This window comes from Streptomyces sp. NPDC028289, from assembly GCF_055565975.1.
In genome coordinates this window covers 415,492-431,883 of sequence record NZ_JBVHTI010000008.1, presented here as the reverse complement: position 1 = coordinate 431,883, position 16,392 = coordinate 415,492, and the positions used below count along the sequence as shown (strand labels likewise).

The window sequence follows — 16,392 nt, the reverse complement described above, 5'->3', positions numbered from 1 at the left end:
TCACCGCCGGGATCCTGGGCAACGTTGGCTACAGGAAGGGGGCTCGACCCGTACCGAGGGCACAGAGGACCGAAGTGGCAGACAACCAGGAAGCAGTGGGACGCGGCCAGTTGGCCGTCGTGCGCACGGACGTCGACGGCATCGCCGTGCTCGGCGTCCGCGGAGAGATCGACTACCAGAGTGTGGGCACGCTGACACGGGCGATGCCCCCGGCCGACCCCACCACCGGCCCCCGGGTCGTCGTCGATCTCAGCGAGGTCACCTTCATGGATTCCAGCGGCGTCAACGCGCTCGTCGCCGCCCACCACGCCACCCGGGCCGCACAGGGATGGCTGCGCCTGGCGGGCGCCCACGGCCCGGTGCTGCGCACCGTGCAACTGGTGGGCCTCGACGCCGTCGCCCCCTGTCACCCGACCGTCGCGGAGGCCCTCGCGGCGTGACGCCCGGGACACCGTGAGCGGCGTCCGCGGCTGTTGCGGTGGGCACCGGATCCACAGACGGCGGAACGGGGCCGGGTTCCCCGGCACGGCCTTGCCATGCCGGGTGCTTCCCGTCTTTTTTTCCGGGCCACGGCTTTCTCGGCGGCCTTTTGTTGCTGCACGACAACTGAGTTAGTCTGCGATCGATTTCCCGTCGGCCGGAGCCGTCGAACGCGGCGTCACCACTGGTGGCGGGGCTGCCGGCGCCGGCCTGGTTCCGGGTCCTCGGGGTGGGGATCCTGCGAAGCGGAACGAGGGTGGGCATGGCCGGCACTTCGATGGACACCCAGGTGCGGGGCCCGGGCGAGCAGGAGCTACGGCAGCTGCTCGCCGGGCTGACGGCGGTACGGGACGGAGACTTCGGTACCCGCCTGCCGTCCGACGGCACGGGTCTGCTCGGCGACATAGCCACGGTGTTCAACGGCATGGTCGACCAGCTGTCCCTGTTCACCTCGGAGGTGACGCGGGTCGCCCGCGAGGTGGGCACCGAGGGCACCCTGGGCGGTCAGGCCGAGGTGCCCGGGGTCTCCGGCACCTGGGCGGACCTGACCGAGTCGGTCAACGCCATGGCGGGCAACCTCACCACCCAGGTCCGCGACATCGCCCAGGTGGCGACGGCGGTGGCCAAGGGCGACCTGTCCCAGAAGATCGACGTACCCGCGCGCGGCGAGATCCTGCAGCTGAAGGAGACCGTCAACACGATGGTCGACCAGCTCTCCGCCTTCGCCGACGAAGTCACCCGCGTCGCCCGCGAGGTCGGCAGCGAAGGGCGGCTCGGCGGCCAGGCGCAGGTGCCCGGGGTCGGCGGGGTCTGGCGCGACCTCACGGATTCGGTCAATTTCATGGCCGGGAACCTCACCTCCCAGGTCCGCAACGTCGCCCAGGTGACGACCGCGGTCGCGCAGGGCGACCTCTCCCAGAAGATCACCGTCGACGCCCGCGGCGAGATCCTCGAACTCAAGAACACCATCAACACCATGGTCGACCAGCTCTCCGCCTTCGCCGACGAGGTCACCCGCGTCGCCCGCGAGGTCGGCACCGAAGGGCGCCTGGGCGGGCAGGCCGACGTGAAGGGCGTCAAGGGGACCTGGCGCGACCTGACGGACTCCGTGAACTTCATGGCGGGCAACCTCACCGCACAGGTCCGCAACGTCGCCCAGGTGGCCACCGCGGTCGCGCAGGGCGACCTCTCCCAGAAGATCACCGTCGACGCCCGCGGCGAGATCCTCGAACTCAAGAACACCATCAACACCATGGTCGACCAGCTCTCCGCCTTCGCCGACGAGGTCACCCGCGTCGCCCGCGAGGTCGGCACCGAGGGCAACCTCGGCGGGCAGGCGATCGCGCGGGGCGTGTCGGGGACCTGGAAGGACCTCACGGACAACGTCAACGTGATGGCGTCCAACCTGACCGGGCAGGTCCGCTCGATCGCCCAGGTCGCCACGGCGGTGGCCCGCGGCGACCTCTCGCAGAAGATCACCGTGGAGGCCAAGGGCGAGGTCGCCGCGCTGGCCGACGTCATCAACACCATGGTCGACACGCTGTCGGCGTTCGCCGACGAGGTCACCCGGGTGGCGCGCGAGGTGGGCACCGAGGGCCGCCTCGGCGGGCAGGCGCACGTGCCGAACGTGGCCGGCACCTGGAAGGACCTGACGGACAACGTCAACTCGATGGCCAACAACCTCACCGGGCAGGTGCGCAACATCGCCCTGGTGACGACCGCGGTGGCGGGCGGCGACCTGTCGAAGAAGATCGACGTGGACGCGCGGGGCGAGATCCTGGAGCTGAAGACGACCATCAACACGATGGTCGACCAGCTGTCCTCGTTCGCCGCCGAGGTCACCCGTGTCGCCCGCGAGGTCGGCAGCGAGGGCAGGCTCGGCGGCCAGGCCGAGGTGGAGGGTGTCGAGGGGACCTGGAAACGGCTGACGGAGAACGTCAACGAGCTGGCCGGGAACCTCACCCGGCAGGTCCGCGCGATCGCGGAGGTCGCCAGCGCCGTCGCCGAGGGGGACCTGACCCGCTCGATCACCGTGGAGGCGTCCGGCGAGGTCGCGGAGCTCAAGGACAACATCAACGCCATGGTGGGGTCCCTGCGCGAGACCACCCGGGCCAACCAGGAACAGGACTGGCTCAAGACCAACCTCGCCCGCATCTCCGGCCTGATGCAGGGCCACCGCGACCTGCCCGTCGTGGCCGAGCTGATCATGGACGAGCTGACCCCTCTGGTGTCGGCCCAGTACGGCGCGTTCTACCTGGCGGAGGACACCGGGCGCGGGCCCGAGCTGCGGCTCGTGGGCTCGTACGGAGCCCCGGACGACGCGGAGCGGCCGACCCGGATCCCGGTCGGCCGCTCCCTGGTCGGGCAGGCGGCGCGCAACCGGCGCCCCGTCTCCGTGGACGAGCTTCCGGAGGGGTACGTCACCATCTCCTCCGGCCTCGGGCAGGCGCTGCCCCGCGCCCTCGTGGTGCTGCCCATCGTGGTCGAGGAGCAGGTCCTGGGCGTCATCGAACTGGCCTCGCTGACCCGTTTCACCCAGATCCACCAGGACTTCCTGGCGCAGCTCATGCCGACCATCGGCGTCAACCTCAACACCATCGTGGCCAACGCCCGCACCGACGAACTGCTGGAGGAGTCGCAGCGCCTGACCGCCGAACTGCAGTCGCGGTCCGAGGAGTTGCAGGTGCAGCAGGAGGAACTTCAGCGCTCCAACGCGGAGCTGGAGGAGAAGGCGTCCCTGCTGGTCGACCAGAACCGCGACATCGAGGCGAAGAACCTCCAGATCGAACAGGCCCGGCAGGAGCTGGAGACCCGGGCGCAGCAGCTCGCGCTGGCCTCCAAGTACAAGTCGGAGTTCCTGGCCAACATGAGCCACGAGCTGCGCACCCCGCTCAACAGCCTGCTGATCCTCGCCCAGTTGCTGGCGCAGAACCCGTCGCGCAACCTGACGCCCAAGCAGGTCGAGTACGCGGGCATCATCCACTCGGCGGGCTCGGATCTGCTCCAGCTGATCAACGACATCCTCGACCTGTCCAAGGTGGAGGCCGGCAAGATGGACGTCGCTCCCGAGCGGGTCCCGCTGCGCCAGCTGCTGGGGTACGTCGAGGCGACGTTCCGGCCGATGACGTCCCAGAAGAGCCTGGACTTCGCGGTGGCCACCGCCCCCGGAACACCTGCCGACCTGCTCACCGACGACTCCCGGCTGCGCCAGATCCTGCGCAACCTGCTGTCGAACGCGGTGAAGTTCACCGAGGAGGGCGGTGTGCGGCTGCGGATCGAACCGGCCGCCGACGCGGAGGTGCCGCCGGGAGTGCACCGCGGTGGTCCGGTGGTGGCCTTCCGGGTCGTCGACACCGGCATCGGCATCCCCCAGCAGCAGCTGGAGACGATCTTCGGAGCGTTCCAGCAGGCCGACGGCACCACCAGCCGCAAGTACGGCGGCACCGGCCTCGGCCTGTCCATCACCCGGGAGATCGCGCACCTGCTCGGCGGTGCCGTCACGGTCGACAGCACGCCCGGTCAGGGCAGCACGTTCACGCTGTATCTGCCCGTCGCCCGTGCCGACTTCGAGGAACTCCTGGAGGCCGGGGGCCGGGCGGTGGAACAGCCGCACGACGAGACCGGCGCCGGGGAGCTGTCGACGCCCCGTGCGCTGCCCACTCCCGTGTCGGCCGCCGAGCCGCGCAGGCGCCGGCTGCTGGTGATCGAGGAACGGCCGCGCGGGCTGCTCACGCTGGTCGCCGAGCGGGCCGTGGCGGACATCGCGCAGCGACCCGACGATCCGCACGGGGCGATCGACATCATCACCGCGGTCGGGGCGCAGGAGGCGGCGAGCACCCTGGCGGCGCAGGCCTGCCACTGCGTCGTCCTGGAACTCGGCATGCCCGGCCAGGAGGGCGCGGGCTTCCTGGAGGCCATGCGCGGTGACTCGGCGCTGGCCAGCGTGCCCGTCCTGGTGCACACCGGGCACCGGGTGGACCTGGCCCAGGAGCAGGGACTGCGGGCCCTCGCAGGTGACCGGCCGCTGGACTTCCTGGCCAGCCTGGACGAGCTGCGCGAGCGCATCACGCTGCACCTGTCGGCCGAGCAGCCCGGTGACGTGCTGTCGCTGGTGCGCGCCGAGGAGCCGCACCACCCGGCCGCGCAGGTCGTGGACGACGCCTTCCTGGGCCGGACGATCCTGGTGGTCGACGACGACGCCCGCAACCTGTTCGCCCTCAGCGGGGTGCTGGAACTGCACGGCTTCCAGGTCCTGCACGCCGACAACGGACGCAAGGGCATCGAGATGCTGCTCGCGCACCCCGACATCTGCCTGGTGCTGATGGACGTGATGATGCCGGAGATGGACGGCTACGCCGCCACCGCGGAGATCCGTGCCATGCCGCAGTACGCGGAACTGCCCATCATCACCGTCACCGCGAAGGCCATGCCGGGCGACCAGGAGAAGAGCCTCGCCTCGGGCGCCAACGACTACATCACCAAACCCGTCGACACGGGGGACCTCATCGGCCGCGTCCGGCGGTGGCTGCCCGGGTGACCGGGCGCCACGGCCGCACCGTCCCCCAGCCGACCCGCGTGACGCCGCGAGGCGTCCCAGCCGAGGAACAGACTGACCGTGAGTGACCTCCGTCAACCTCCCGATCCACAGGGCCCGCAGCTCCCGGCGGGCGGCCGGCCCACGCCTGCGGAGACCGACGCCGGCAGCCCCGGCAGGCCGTCGCCCGTCGGCAGGCTCACGGCGACCGTGGACCGCCTGCGCCGCGAGGTGCGGGCGGCGCAGGCGGAGGCCGACGGACGTGCCCTGATCGAGCTGGCGAAGGGCATCCTGGTCGAACGGCTGCGCTGCGGTCCGGCGCAGGCCGCACGGCAGCTGGCCGAGCTGGCCGGGCAGGCGGGGGTGACACCGCTGGAGTTCGCGGTCGACGTCATCAACCAGGCGGCCCGCGACCGGGTCTCGGAGGTGACCGCGGCCTTCCTGGCGGCCACCGCGGCCGATGCCCGGCCCGCGGAGCCGGCAAACGGCCACTCCTCGGCCGTCCGGCTGCGGGCCGCCGAGAGCGGCGCGCTGGCCGCCCACGACACCCAGGCCGTCGCCGACTCCCTGCTGGAACACGCCCTGACACCCCTCGGTGCCGAGGCGGTGGCCATCTGGGCCCTGGGCACCGACGGCTCGCTCGCCCTGGCGGGCGCCGCGGGGTTCCCCGCCGCAGAGGCCGGGCGCTGGCGGCACGTACCGCCCGGTGTGACGACGGTGGCCCGCCGGGGGCTCGCGGAGCGATCGGGCCACTGGATCCGCAGCCTGGCCGAGACGGGGATGCCCTCCATCGGCCAGCACCACCATCCGGAGGGCGGCCGGTTCGCCGTACCCGCCGGGACCGGCGGACGGATCCACGGTGTCCTGGAGATCGCCTGGCCCACCCCGCTGGACCCCCCTCCCCCGCCGGTCGTCCGGCAGATCGAGGCGCTGGCCGAGCTGTGCGCGCACACCCTGGAGACCTACGGCGGGCACCATCCGGACGGGGCCGGGGGCCCGCGGGTGCTGCCGGACGTGACGGAACTGATGGACCTGGCCGACGGGCTCCACGACCCCGCGCTCGTGCTCGTCCCGGTGCTGGACGCCGACGGGGAACTCGCCGACTTCCGCATCCATCACGTGAACAGCCGCTTCCTGGACCCGGCCGGCCGCCCCCGGGGAGTCGTCAACGGGGCCCTGCTGCTGGAGACGTACCCGGTGGCCGCCGGTGACAGCGAGCTCTTCGAACGGATAGAGCGCGTCCACGCCACCGGCGAGCCCTACCGCGCCCACCGCATGCGGCTGACCGCCCTGGTCGACGAGGTGCCGCTGGCAGCGGTCGCCGACATCAACATCAGCCGGCACGGGAGCAGCGTGCTGCTCGTCTGGCGCATCGAGGACGAGACGGCCCGGCTGGCCAGCCTGCTCCAGCACGCCCAGCGCCTCGGCCGCATCGGCGGCTTCGAGGAGAACCTGCTCACCGCCGAGATCACCTGGAACGGGCAGCTGTACGAGCTCTACGGCAGGCCCGCCTCCGGCGTCCCGGTGGCGCTGGAGGACCTGCCCGCGCACGCCCATCCGGACGACGCCGTGGCCATCGGACGGTTCCTGCGCACACTGCTGCACCACCGCCGGGCGGCGTCCACCGCGTTCCGCCTCCAGCGGCCGGACGGGGTCACCCGGCACATCCGGGTGGTGGCCGAACCGGTCCTCGACTCCGACGGCCAGCTGTACGTCGTACGCGGCGCCTACCAGGACATCTCCGCCCAGCACTGGACCGAGGTGGCCCTCGCCGCCACCCGCGACCAGCTCGCCCACACCGAGCAGCAGGCCAGCGAGCGCAACCGGCTGACCCTGCAGCTGCAGCACGCCATCATGCCGCCCGAGCAGACCCCGCTGGCGGTTCCCGGACTGGACCTCGCCGTACGCTACCGGCCCGCGGAGACCCAGCATCTGGTCGGCGGCGACTGGTACGACGCGGTCGTCCTGCCGTCCCGGCTGGTGCTGCTGTGCGTGGGGGACGTCGCCGGGCACGGTATCGACGCGGCCACCAGCATGGTCGTCCTGCGCAACGCGCTGCGCGGGCTCGCGGTGACCGGCGCCGGGCCGGGGCAGTTGTTGTCCTGGCTCAACATGGTGACGCACCACCTGACCGGCTCCGTCACCGCGACCGCGGTGTGCGGTCTCTACGACCCCGACCGGCACACCCTGCGCTGGGCCCGGGCCGGACATCTGCCGCCCGTCCTGGTGCGCGAGGGCGAGGCGGAGCCGCTGCCCCTGGTCGGGGGCATGCTGCTGGGCGCCGTACCGGAGGCCGAGTACCAGGAGCACGAGGTGCAGCTCGCGGTCGACGACACCCTGCTGATGTACACGGACGGACTGGTCGAACGCCGTGACCGGTCCGTGGAGGAGTCCCTCGCGCAGTTGCTGAAGGCTGCCCGCACGGTGCCGCCGGCCCTGGACCAGCAGGTGGACCGCCTGCTGACCCACAGCCGGTCCGACACGGACGACGACACCTGCGTCGTGGGCATCCGCGTGGCTCCATGACTGCCGGCGCCCGCACCGGGTACCCGCTCGGCGGAGGTGCCCGATGTTCGAAGCAACCGACATCCGAGAGTGGCGCGGTCATGACGTGGTCGACGCCGCCGGGCACAAGATCGGCGTCCTGGAGTCGGTCTACGTGGACACCACGACCGACAAGCCCCGCTTCGTCACCGTGACGGTCGGGCTGCCCACGCGCCGCCGCCTGGTGTTCGTCCCCCTCGCCGAGGCGACCGTCGGTCCGGCCTACCTGAAGGTCGCGTACCGCAAGGGCGTGGTCAAGAAGGCTCCGTCGATCGACACCGACGGCGAGTTGCCGGCCGCTCGGGAACCCGCGGTCTTCGCGCACTACGAACTCGACTACGTCCCGGGCGCGGGCGGCGAGCGCCGCCTGGCCCGCCGCTGACCCACCGAGCCGTCCGGGAGAGCCGATGAGTCTGTTCCTGCTCCTGATCCTTGTGGCCGTCGTCCTGGGCATCGTCGGATTCGCCGCCCACGGCCTGTTCTACCTGCTGGTCATCGGCGCCGTCGTACTCCTCGCCGACCTCGTCTACGCCACGCTCCGCCTGCGGCACCGCGGCCGGCACCACCGCATCGCCCGCTGACCAGCCCGCCGACCCAGTCCGCCGGTCATCGTATTTACTAACGAATGGTTGAGCAGTTCAGACTGATAAACCTAGTGTTAGTACATGTGAAGGCAGACATGGCCGCCGGTGGCGGCGGTATACGCGACCTGAGCGATGCCACCCGCCTCGCGTCCGACCTCCGGCTCGCGGTGGGCCGGGTGACGCGGCGGCTGCGGCAGGCGCACGCCGTGGGGGACGTCTCCCTGTCGGGCGTCTCCGTCCTCGCGCGGCTCGCGGCCGAGGGCCCCGACTCCCCGACCTCCCTCGCCGAGACGGAGCGGGTACGACCGCAGGCCATGGCGAGCACCCTCACCCAGCTCGAACAGCGCGGTCTGGTCCGCCGTACCCCCGACGCCGCGGACGGGCGGCGGAGCATCGTGGCCGTCACCGAGGAGGGGCGGGCGGTGCTCGCCGAGCGGCGCTCCGAGTCGGTCCAGCGCCTCGCGGCCGTTCTCGACACGTTCTCCGAGCAGGAGCGCGCGACGCTCGGGGCGGCCCTGCCGCTCCTCGGCCGGCTGGCGGAGCGGCTGTGAGCGGGCGCGGGTGGTCCGCGGCCCTGCGCTCGGCCCGCCACAAGGACACCCCGGCCGGACCGGGCTACAAGTGGGTCGCGCTGTCGAACACCACGCTCGGCGTGCTGATCGCCACGATGGACGCGTCGATCGTGATCATCTCGCTGCCGGCGATCTTCCGCGGCATCGGCCTCGACCCGCTGGCACCGGGCAACATCGGCTATCTGCTCTGGATGATCCTCGGCTACCTGCTGGTCTCCGCCGTCCTGGTCGTCGTCCTCGGGCGGCTCGGCGACATGTTCGGGCGGGTGAAGATCTACAACCTGGGCTTCCTGATCTTCGCGTGTGCCTCGGTGGCGCTGTCGCTCGATCCGTTCCGCGCGGGGGCCGGTGCCCTCTGGCTGATCCTGTGGCGGATCGTGCAGGCCTTCGGCGGGTCCATGCTCACGGCCAACTCTGCCGCCATCCTCACCGACGCCTTCCCGGCCCGGCAGCGCGGCATGGCCCTCGGCATCAACCAGATCACCGCGCTGGCCGGGCAGTTCCTCGGTCTCCTGGCCGGCGGGCTGCTCGCCGTCGTCGACTGGCGTGCCGTGTTCTGGGTGAGCGTCCCGGTCAGCGTCACCGGCACGATCTGGTCGTACCTGAGCCTGCGCGAGACCTCGGCGGGCCGCCCCGGCCGGATCGACTGGCTCGGCAACCTCACCTTCGCGGCCGGTGCCGGCATCCTGCTCGCCGGGATCACCTACGGGATCCAGCCCTACGGCGACAGCGCCACCGGCTGGGGGAACCCCTGGGTGCTGACCGGCCTGATCGGTGGCGCCGCCCTGCTGCTGGCCTTCTGTGTCGTCGAGACGCGGGTCGCCGAGCCCATGTTCAACCTGGCGCTGTTCCGGAACCGGGCGTTCGCGGCAGGCAACGTGGCCGCCCTGCTGACCTCGATCGCGCGCGGCGGCCTGCAGTTCATGCTCATCATCTGGCTGCAGGGCATCTGGCTGCCGCTGCACGGCTACGACTTCGAGGACACCCCGCTGTGGGCCGGCATCTTCATGCTCCCGCTGACACTGGGCTTCCTGATCGCGGGACCGGTGTCCGGGTACCTGTCGGACCGGTTCGGCGCCCGGTTCTTCTCCACCGCGGGGCTGGTCGTCGTCACCGCGTCCTTCCTGGGGCTGCTCGCCCTGCCCGTCGACTTCGACTACGGGCTGTTCGCGGCGCTGCTGCTGCTCAACGGCCTCGGCCAGGGCATGTTCTCCGCGCCCAACACCTCCTCGATCATGGGCAGCGTGCCGGCCGAGTACCGGGGTGTCGCCTCGGGCATGCGCTCCACCTTCCAGAACTCGGGTACCGCGCTGTCCATCGGCGTCTTCTTCTCCCTGATGGTGTCCGGGCTCGCCTCCTCGCTCCCGTCCACGCTGAAGAGCGGCCTCGTGGCACACGGCGTGCCGGCCGCCTCCGCCGCGCACGCCGCGTCGCTGCCGCCGGTGAGCACGCTGTTCGCGACGTTCCTCGGCAACAACCCCATCGAGCACCTGCTCGCCTCCGAGGGCGTCCTGGACCATGTCGGCAAGGCCCAGCGGTCCGTCCTGACCGGCCACACGTTCTTCCCGCAGCTGGTCTCCGGTCCCTTCCACCACGGCCTGTCCATCGTCTTCGGCGTGGCCGCCGGCATGGCCCTGGTCTCGGCGGTGGCCTCCGCCCTGCGCGGCAGCCACCGTCCCGTCGAGGAACGCCCCTCCCCCGTCGCGAAGGTCACCGTGCGTTCAAAGCGGTGAGGATCCGGTCCGGGGTCAGCGGCAGAGTGCGGAAGCGGATACCCGTGGCGTGGTGGACGGCGTTGCCCACGGCGGCGGGGGTGCCCACCACGCCGATCTCGCCGATGCCCTTGCTGCCCATGGGGTTGAGGTGCGGGTCGTCCTCGTCGATCCAGTGCGCCTCGATGTCGGGGACGTCGGCGTGCGCGGGAACGTGGTACGACGCCAGGTCGGCCTCCGCGAAGTCGCCGTACGCCGCGTCCACCGTGCTGCCCTCGGTCAGGGCCATGCCCAGGCCCATCGTCATGCCGCCGACGAACTGGGAGCGCGCGGTACGGGAGTTGAGGATGTGCCCGGCCGCGTAGACACCGAGCAGCCGGCGCACCCGCACCTCGCCGGTGACGGTGTCGACGGCGACCTCGGCGAAGTGGGCGCCGAACGCGTGGCGCGCGTAGGGGCTGTCGGCGTCCGCGCGCCCGCTGGTGTCCGCGCGGACGCCGATGCCCCGCTCGGGCAGCGGACCGGTGTGGTCGGCGAGCCGGTTCAGCAGCCGGGCGCAGGCCTCGTGCACCGCCCAGCCCCAGGAGGCGGTCCCGGAGGAGCCGCCCGCGACCGGGGCCGGGGGCAGGTCGCTGTCGCCGATCTCGGTGCGGACCCGGTCCAGGGGTGCGCCGAGCGTGTCGGCGGCGATCTGGGCGAGGACGGTACGGGCGCCGGTGCCGATGTCGGAGGCGTTCACCCCGATCAGGAAGGTGCCGTCCGGCCGGGCCTCGGCGGTCGCCGTGCACGGGGAGGCCATGACCGGGTAGGTGGCGGCGGCCACCCCGGTGCCGATCAGCAGCGGGCCCTCGGCGAGCCGCACCCGGTGGCTCCACCGGAAACGGCGGGCGCCCTCACGCAGGCACTCGACGAGGTGCCGGCTGCTGAAGGGCAGGCCACCGGCGGGTTCGCGGTCGGGTTCGTTGCGGATCCGCAGCTCGACGGGGTCGGCGCCGAGTTCGTCGGCCAGCTCGTCCATCGCCGACTCCAGGGCGTACATGCCGGTGGCCTCGCCGGGTGCGCGCATCCAGGAGGGACTGGGCACGTCGAGCGGGACCACGTGGTGGACGACGTCCAGGTTCGGCGTGGCGTACATGACGCCCGAGGTGGTGCCGGCCAGTTCCACGAACGACCTGACCGGCGAGGTGTGGGTGGTCACGTCGTGCAGCAGCGCGGTGAGCCGGCCGTCCGAGGTGGCGCCGAGCCGCAGCCGGTTGAGGGTGGGGGCGCGGTGGCCGACGACCGTGGGCAGGTGGCGGCGCGGGTAGGCGAGGGTGACCGGCCGGCCGGTGTACCGGGCCGCCATGGCGGCGAGGACCACGTCCGGGCGCGCGGAGCCCTTGGACCCGAAGCCGCCGCCGACGTGTTCGGCACGCACGGTGACCCGGCCGACGGGCAGGGCGAACAGCCCGGCGAGCACGCCGCGGACGTCGCTGGTGCCCTGGCTGGAGGTGTACACCGTGAGCCGGCCGCGGTCCCAGGACGCGGTACTGCCGTGGGGTTCCATCGGGTGGTTGTGCAGGGGCGGGGTCCGGTAGGTGACGTCCACCCGGACGGGGGCCGCGGCGAAGGCGGACTCCGGGTCGCCATGGCGGCAGCGGGCGGGCTGGCCACCGTTGGCCTCCTCGGGCTCGTGGGCGCCGGGGTGGCCCGGGGTGAGGACGGCGTCGTGGCCGACGGTGTCGTAGGTGATCCGTACGGCGGCGGCTCCGGCGCGGGCCGCCTCCGGGGTCTCTGCGACGACCAGGGCCACGCACCAGCCACGGTGGGGGACGTCGGAGTCCTGGAGCAGGGCGAGGGTGGCGTCCTCGGGTTCGGCGAGGCGCGGGGCGTTCTCGTGGGTGAGGACGGCGACGACTCCGGGGACGGCGCGGGCCGGGCCGCTGTCGATGCCGGTGATCCGGCCGCGGGCCACGGTGGCGGGGACGGCGCGGGCGTGGACGCGGCCGGGCAGCGGGTGCTCGGTGGCGTAGCGGGCGGCGCCGGTGACCTTCGCGAGCCCTTCCCGGCGCTCGGCCGGGGCGCCGAGGGCGGCGGTGCGGGCCATGGGGACCTCCGGGTCAGAGCGGGGCGGGCGCCGGGGCGAGCCGGGCCAGGACGTCGAGGGCGAGGTTGCGGGCGAGGGGCACCTTGTAGGCGTTGTCCGGCAGCGGGCGGGCGGCGGCGAGTTCCAGGTCGACGGCGCCGGCGAAGACCGTCGGCGCGGCCGCCTCGCCCAGCAGGGCCGCCTCGGCGACCCGGGCCCGCCAGGGGCGGTGGGCGAGCCCGCCGAAGGCCAGGCCCACCTGGGTGACCAGGCCGTCGGCGACGCGCAGGACGACGGCGACGGACGCGAGGGCGAAGGCGTACGACGCCCGGTCGCGGGCCTTGCGGTAGGCGGAGGGCGCGCCGGCCGTGGCGGCGGGCAGCAGCACCCCGGTGAGCAGCTCGCCGGGGCGGATCTCGGTGTCCCGCTCGGGGTGGTCCTCGGGCAGCCGGTGGAAGTCGGTCAGGTCCACGGTCCGGGCGCCGTCGGGGCCGTACAGCTCGACCCGGGCGTCGAGGGCGGCGAGGGCCACGGCCATGTCGGAGGGGTGGGTGGCGACGCAGTGCGGGGAGTGGCCGAGGACCGCGTGGTCGCGGTGGACGCCGTCGAGAGCGCCGCAGCCGCTGCCGGGTTCACGTTTGTTGCAGGGCTTGCCCGGGTCCTGGAAGTAGGTGCAGCGGGTGCGCTGGAGGAGGTTGCCGCCGGTCGTCGCCACGTTGCGGAGCTGGCCGGAGGCGCCGGCGAGCAGGGCCTGGGAGAGCACCGGGTAGCGGTCGCGGACCAGGGGGTGGGCGGCGAGGTCGCTGTTGCGGACGGTGGCGCCGACGCGCAGGGCGCCGTCGGGCAACTGTTCGAGCCGGTCCAGCGGGAGGCGGCTGACGTCGATCAGCGCGGTGGGCCGTTCGACGCCGAGTTTCATGAGGTCGACGAGGTTGGTGCCGCCGGCCAGGTAGTGGGCGCCGGGGCGGGCGGCGAAGGCCTCGACGGCCTCCTCGGGGGTGCGGGCGCGGACGTAGTCGAAGGACCTCACGGGATCACGTCCTCGACCGCCTCGACGATGCGCGGGTAGGCCCCGCACCGGCACAGGTTGCCGCTGAGCCGCTCACGGATCTCGGGCCGGTCCAGCGGGACCGGCCGGCCGGACTGCAGCGCGGGGTCGGTGACCTGGGACGGATGCCCGGCGGCGGCCTCGGCGAGCGCGCCGACGGCGGAGCAGATCTGGCCGGGGGTGCAGTAGCCGCACTGGAAGGCGTCACGGTCGAGGAAGGCCCGTTGCAGCGGGTGGGGGGCCTCGCCGTCTGCGGACAGGCCCTCGATCGTGGTGATCTCGCTGCCGTCGAGGGCGACGGCGAGCAGCAGACAGCTGTTCACCCGGCGGCCGTCGGCCAGCACGGTGCAGGCGCCGCACTGGCCGTGGTCGCAGCCCTTCTTCGCGCCGGTCAGGTCGAGGTCCTCGCGGAGTACGTCCAGGAGGACGCGCCGGTGGTCCAGGAGCAGGGTGTGGGGCTTCCCGTTGACCCGGAGGGTGGTTTCGGAGCGCTGGATCTCACTGCCCATGGCGTGCCTGCTTCCGGACGGGCCGTGCTGCCGTTCGGTCCGGGTATCCAGGTCACGCCGTCCCACACGTGCCGACGGCGGCGACGGCCGTGGGTGACCCGGCGGGCACGCCGGGTCACCCACGATCCGTTCACCGGGCGACGGTCACGGATACGAGTTGAGGTTCGCCACGTTGGTCGACGAGTTCGACGGTCCTCCGCTGTTGTCGATGACGTGGGTGATGGTGCCGGTGCCGCCGAGCGAGACCGTCACCATGCTGGTGAACCTGACGTTCGAGTTGGCCGGTGCCTCGATCGCGTGGTCGGCGACGACGCCGGGGTTGGTGCTGAAGTAGCAGTAGCTGCCGAGGCCGTACGCCTGGTGGCTGGTGACCGAGTCGGCGACCTTGTAGGCCGCGTAGCCCCTGGTCGAGCCGTTCATCCACGCGGACTGGTTCGGCGGGTCGTACGGCATCTCGTTCTGGTAGAAGTACGTGCGCCCGCCGTTGCCGTTCCAGACGGTCTGGTACTTCTGGAAGTGCTCGACGAACAGGCCGTACATGGTCACGTTGTCGCCGTTGACGACGAGTCCGGTGTCGGCGGTGTTGGTGGTCCAGCCGACTCCGCTGCCGTGGTCGGCGCGCCAGATCCACATGTGGTCGCCGATGACGTTGTCGCTGTTGACGACCAGGCTCGTGGTGGCCTTGCCGACGCCCGCGCCGCCGACGCGGAAGTACACGTCGTGCAGCGAGGTCGGGTCGCTCGCGTGCGAAGCCGAGGAACCCGTCGGGCCGACCTCCACCAGGGTGGCGGAGTTGGTGGTGCCGGCGTCGAAGAGCAGGCCGGCGATGTCGACGCCGTCGACGTCGGCGACCTTCATGGCGGTGATGCCGTTGTCCGGGACGAAGGTGGCGAGGCCGAGGCCCAGGACGACGGTGTCGGCGCGGTTGATCTGCAGCGTCTGGTCGAGGTGGTAGACACCGGGGGTGACCAGGAGGTTCTTGCCCGCCGTCAGGGCCGCGTTGATCTGGGACGCGGTGGCGCCCGGCTTCACGACGTAGAAGCTGTCGAGCGAGAGGGACGTACCGGCCGCGGAACCCGAACTCCAGCTGGTGCCGGAGGAGTTGGAGCGGGTGGACGGGACGAACACCTGGTAGTTGCCGGAGCCGTCGACGTACAGGAACGGCTTCTCACGCGAGGTCGGGCTCTGCGCGACCGTGGTGTCCGGCGGGCTGGGGAAGGTGGTGGACGGCACGCCCGTGCTGCCGACGAAGACCATGTTCCAGTTGGAGCCGGTCCAGCTGCCGAGCTGGGAGTTGCGGGTCAGCCACTGCTGCTGGGAGCCGGAGTTGACCTGCCCGTTGATCTGGCTGTCGGCGATCAGGCCGCCGCTGGACCAGCCGCCGTCGTCCAGGGCGAGGTTGCCGCGCAGGTGCACCCGGCGGTAGGCGGACGCCTGCGAGACCGCCCAGCGGTCGCTGCCGCCCGCAGGGTTGACCGAGAGGTTCTCGGCGCCGCGCCAGAAGTTCTGCGTGGCGTTGCCCTGGAACCAGTCGGCCTCCGCGTGCACCGCGCCGTTGATCGAGACCGCGTCGGGCGACAGGCCGAGGCCGAGGACCTGGGTGTAGAAGCCCACGTTCACGTCCGCGCTGTAGGCGCCGGGCTTGAACATCACGGCGTAGCGCTGGGAGCCGAACTGGTTGGTCTCCTGCTGCTGGAAGATCGAGTCCAGCTTGCTCTGGATGGTCGACGCGGACATCGACGGGTCGAAGACGACCACGTTGGAGCCGAGGTCCGGGTTGCCCGACTGGGTCACCGGGACGACCTGGAAGCGCTGGGCCTGCGTGCCGTTGCAGGTGTACTGGACGAACTGCACGCTGTCCGCGGTCGAGGCGCCGGGGTCGTCGAGGCACTTGCCGCTGTTGCGGTTGACGAAGTGGTAGGCGCCGCCGCCGTCGTCGACCGGCAGCCACTGCTGGTTGTTGCCGCCGCCGTAGGTCCACATCTGGACGGCCGCGTTGTCGGCCGTCGAGACGTTGGTGACGTCCAGGACCTCGTTCGTGTTGTTGGCGTTGTTGATGCGGACGTAGCCGCCGCTGGTGGCGGTGAAACTCCACTGCTGGGCGGTGGTGTTGTTGCAGGTGTACTGCTGGACGACGGTGCCGTCGGCGGTGGCGGCCGCCTTGGCGTCCACGCACTTGCCGCCGGCCGCGCCGAGCAGGGTGACGTTGCCGGTGGGCAGGGTGGCGGCGGACGCGGGCGAGGAGGCGCCCGCCGCGGTCAGCAGGGAGGCGGCGACAACGGCCACCGCTGCGGCGGCCGTTGGTCTGCGGCGCCGGTGAAGGGAAAGCACTGGTTCTCCTTGG

The 16,392-nt window shown here is 72.2% G+C and carries 11 protein-coding genes; 7 read left to right on the top strand and 4 right to left on the bottom strand.

Features of this window, described 5'->3' with window-relative positions:
- Positions 1–74 precede the first annotated feature (74 nt).
- From ACZ4UV_RS38510 to ACZ4UV_RS38480, 7 genes are all read left to right on the top strand, one after another.
- The gene (locus tag ACZ4UV_RS38510; RefSeq protein WP_351489778.1) at positions 75–440 is read left to right on the top strand and encodes an STAS domain-containing protein; all 366 of its coding nucleotides are present in this window, start codon (positions 75–77) and stop codon (positions 438–440) included.
- 302 nt (positions 441–742) lie between these two features.
- Positions 743–5,017, top strand: a complete 4,275-nt coding sequence (locus ACZ4UV_RS38505; protein WP_467844475.1) for a HAMP domain-containing protein — start codon at positions 743–745, stop codon at positions 5,015–5,017.
- 72 nt (positions 5,018–5,089) lie between these two features.
- Positions 5,090–7,540 carry a SpoIIE family protein phosphatase gene (locus ACZ4UV_RS38500; protein ID WP_451016671.1) on the top strand — a complete coding sequence of 817 codons (2,451 nt, stop codon included), beginning with the start codon at positions 5,090–5,092 and terminating at the stop codon, positions 7,538–7,540.
- Between the two features lie 43 nt (positions 7,541–7,583).
- Complete coding sequence (locus ACZ4UV_RS38495) at positions 7,584–7,940, top strand: PRC-barrel domain-containing protein (protein WP_451016659.1); 357 nt, start codon at positions 7,584–7,586, stop codon at positions 7,938–7,940.
- A 25-nt stretch (positions 7,941–7,965) separates the two neighbouring features.
- A complete protein-coding gene (locus tag ACZ4UV_RS38490) occupies positions 7,966–8,139 on the top strand; it encodes a hypothetical protein (protein WP_451016660.1) in 174 nt (57 codons plus the stop codon).
- Between the two features lie 86 nt (positions 8,140–8,225).
- Positions 8,226–8,693 (top strand): MarR family winged helix-turn-helix transcriptional regulator, encoded by a 468-nt coding sequence (locus ACZ4UV_RS38485; protein ID WP_390041296.1) that lies wholly within the window; start codon positions 8,226–8,228, stop codon positions 8,691–8,693.
- Entirely contained in the window at positions 8,690–10,447 is a 1,758-nt protein-coding gene (locus tag ACZ4UV_RS38480) for an MFS transporter (protein WP_451016661.1), read from the top strand. The genes ACZ4UV_RS38485 and ACZ4UV_RS38480 overlap by 4 nt, the downstream gene beginning before the upstream one ends.
- On the opposite strand, the gene ACZ4UV_RS38475 is transcribed toward ACZ4UV_RS38480, so the two are convergent.
- The 4 genes from ACZ4UV_RS38475 to ACZ4UV_RS38460 all read right to left on the bottom strand — a co-directional run bounded on the left by ACZ4UV_RS38475 (position 10,425) and on the right by ACZ4UV_RS38460 (position 16,379).
- Positions 10,425–12,512 carry a xanthine dehydrogenase family protein molybdopterin-binding subunit gene (locus tag ACZ4UV_RS38475; protein WP_467844470.1) on the bottom strand — a complete coding sequence of 696 codons (2,088 nt, stop codon included), beginning with the start codon at positions 12,510–12,512 and terminating at the stop codon, positions 10,425–10,427. The genes ACZ4UV_RS38480 and ACZ4UV_RS38475 overlap by 23 nt on opposite strands.
- A 13-nt stretch (positions 12,513–12,525) precedes the next feature.
- Entirely contained in the window at positions 12,526–13,521 is a 996-nt protein-coding gene (locus ACZ4UV_RS38470; protein ID WP_451016663.1) for an FAD binding domain-containing protein, read from the bottom strand.
- Complete coding sequence (locus ACZ4UV_RS38465; RefSeq protein WP_467844467.1) at positions 13,518–14,048, bottom strand: (2Fe-2S)-binding protein; 531 nt, start codon at positions 14,046–14,048, stop codon at positions 13,518–13,520. The genes ACZ4UV_RS38470 and ACZ4UV_RS38465 overlap by 4 nt, the downstream gene beginning before the upstream one ends.
- A 144-nt stretch (positions 14,049–14,192) precedes the next feature.
- On the bottom strand, positions 14,193–16,379 hold the full coding sequence (locus tag ACZ4UV_RS38460; RefSeq protein WP_451016665.1) for an RICIN domain-containing protein: 2,187 nt from the start codon (positions 16,377–16,379) through the stop codon (positions 14,193–14,195).
- Positions 16,380–16,392: the final 13 nt, after the last annotated feature.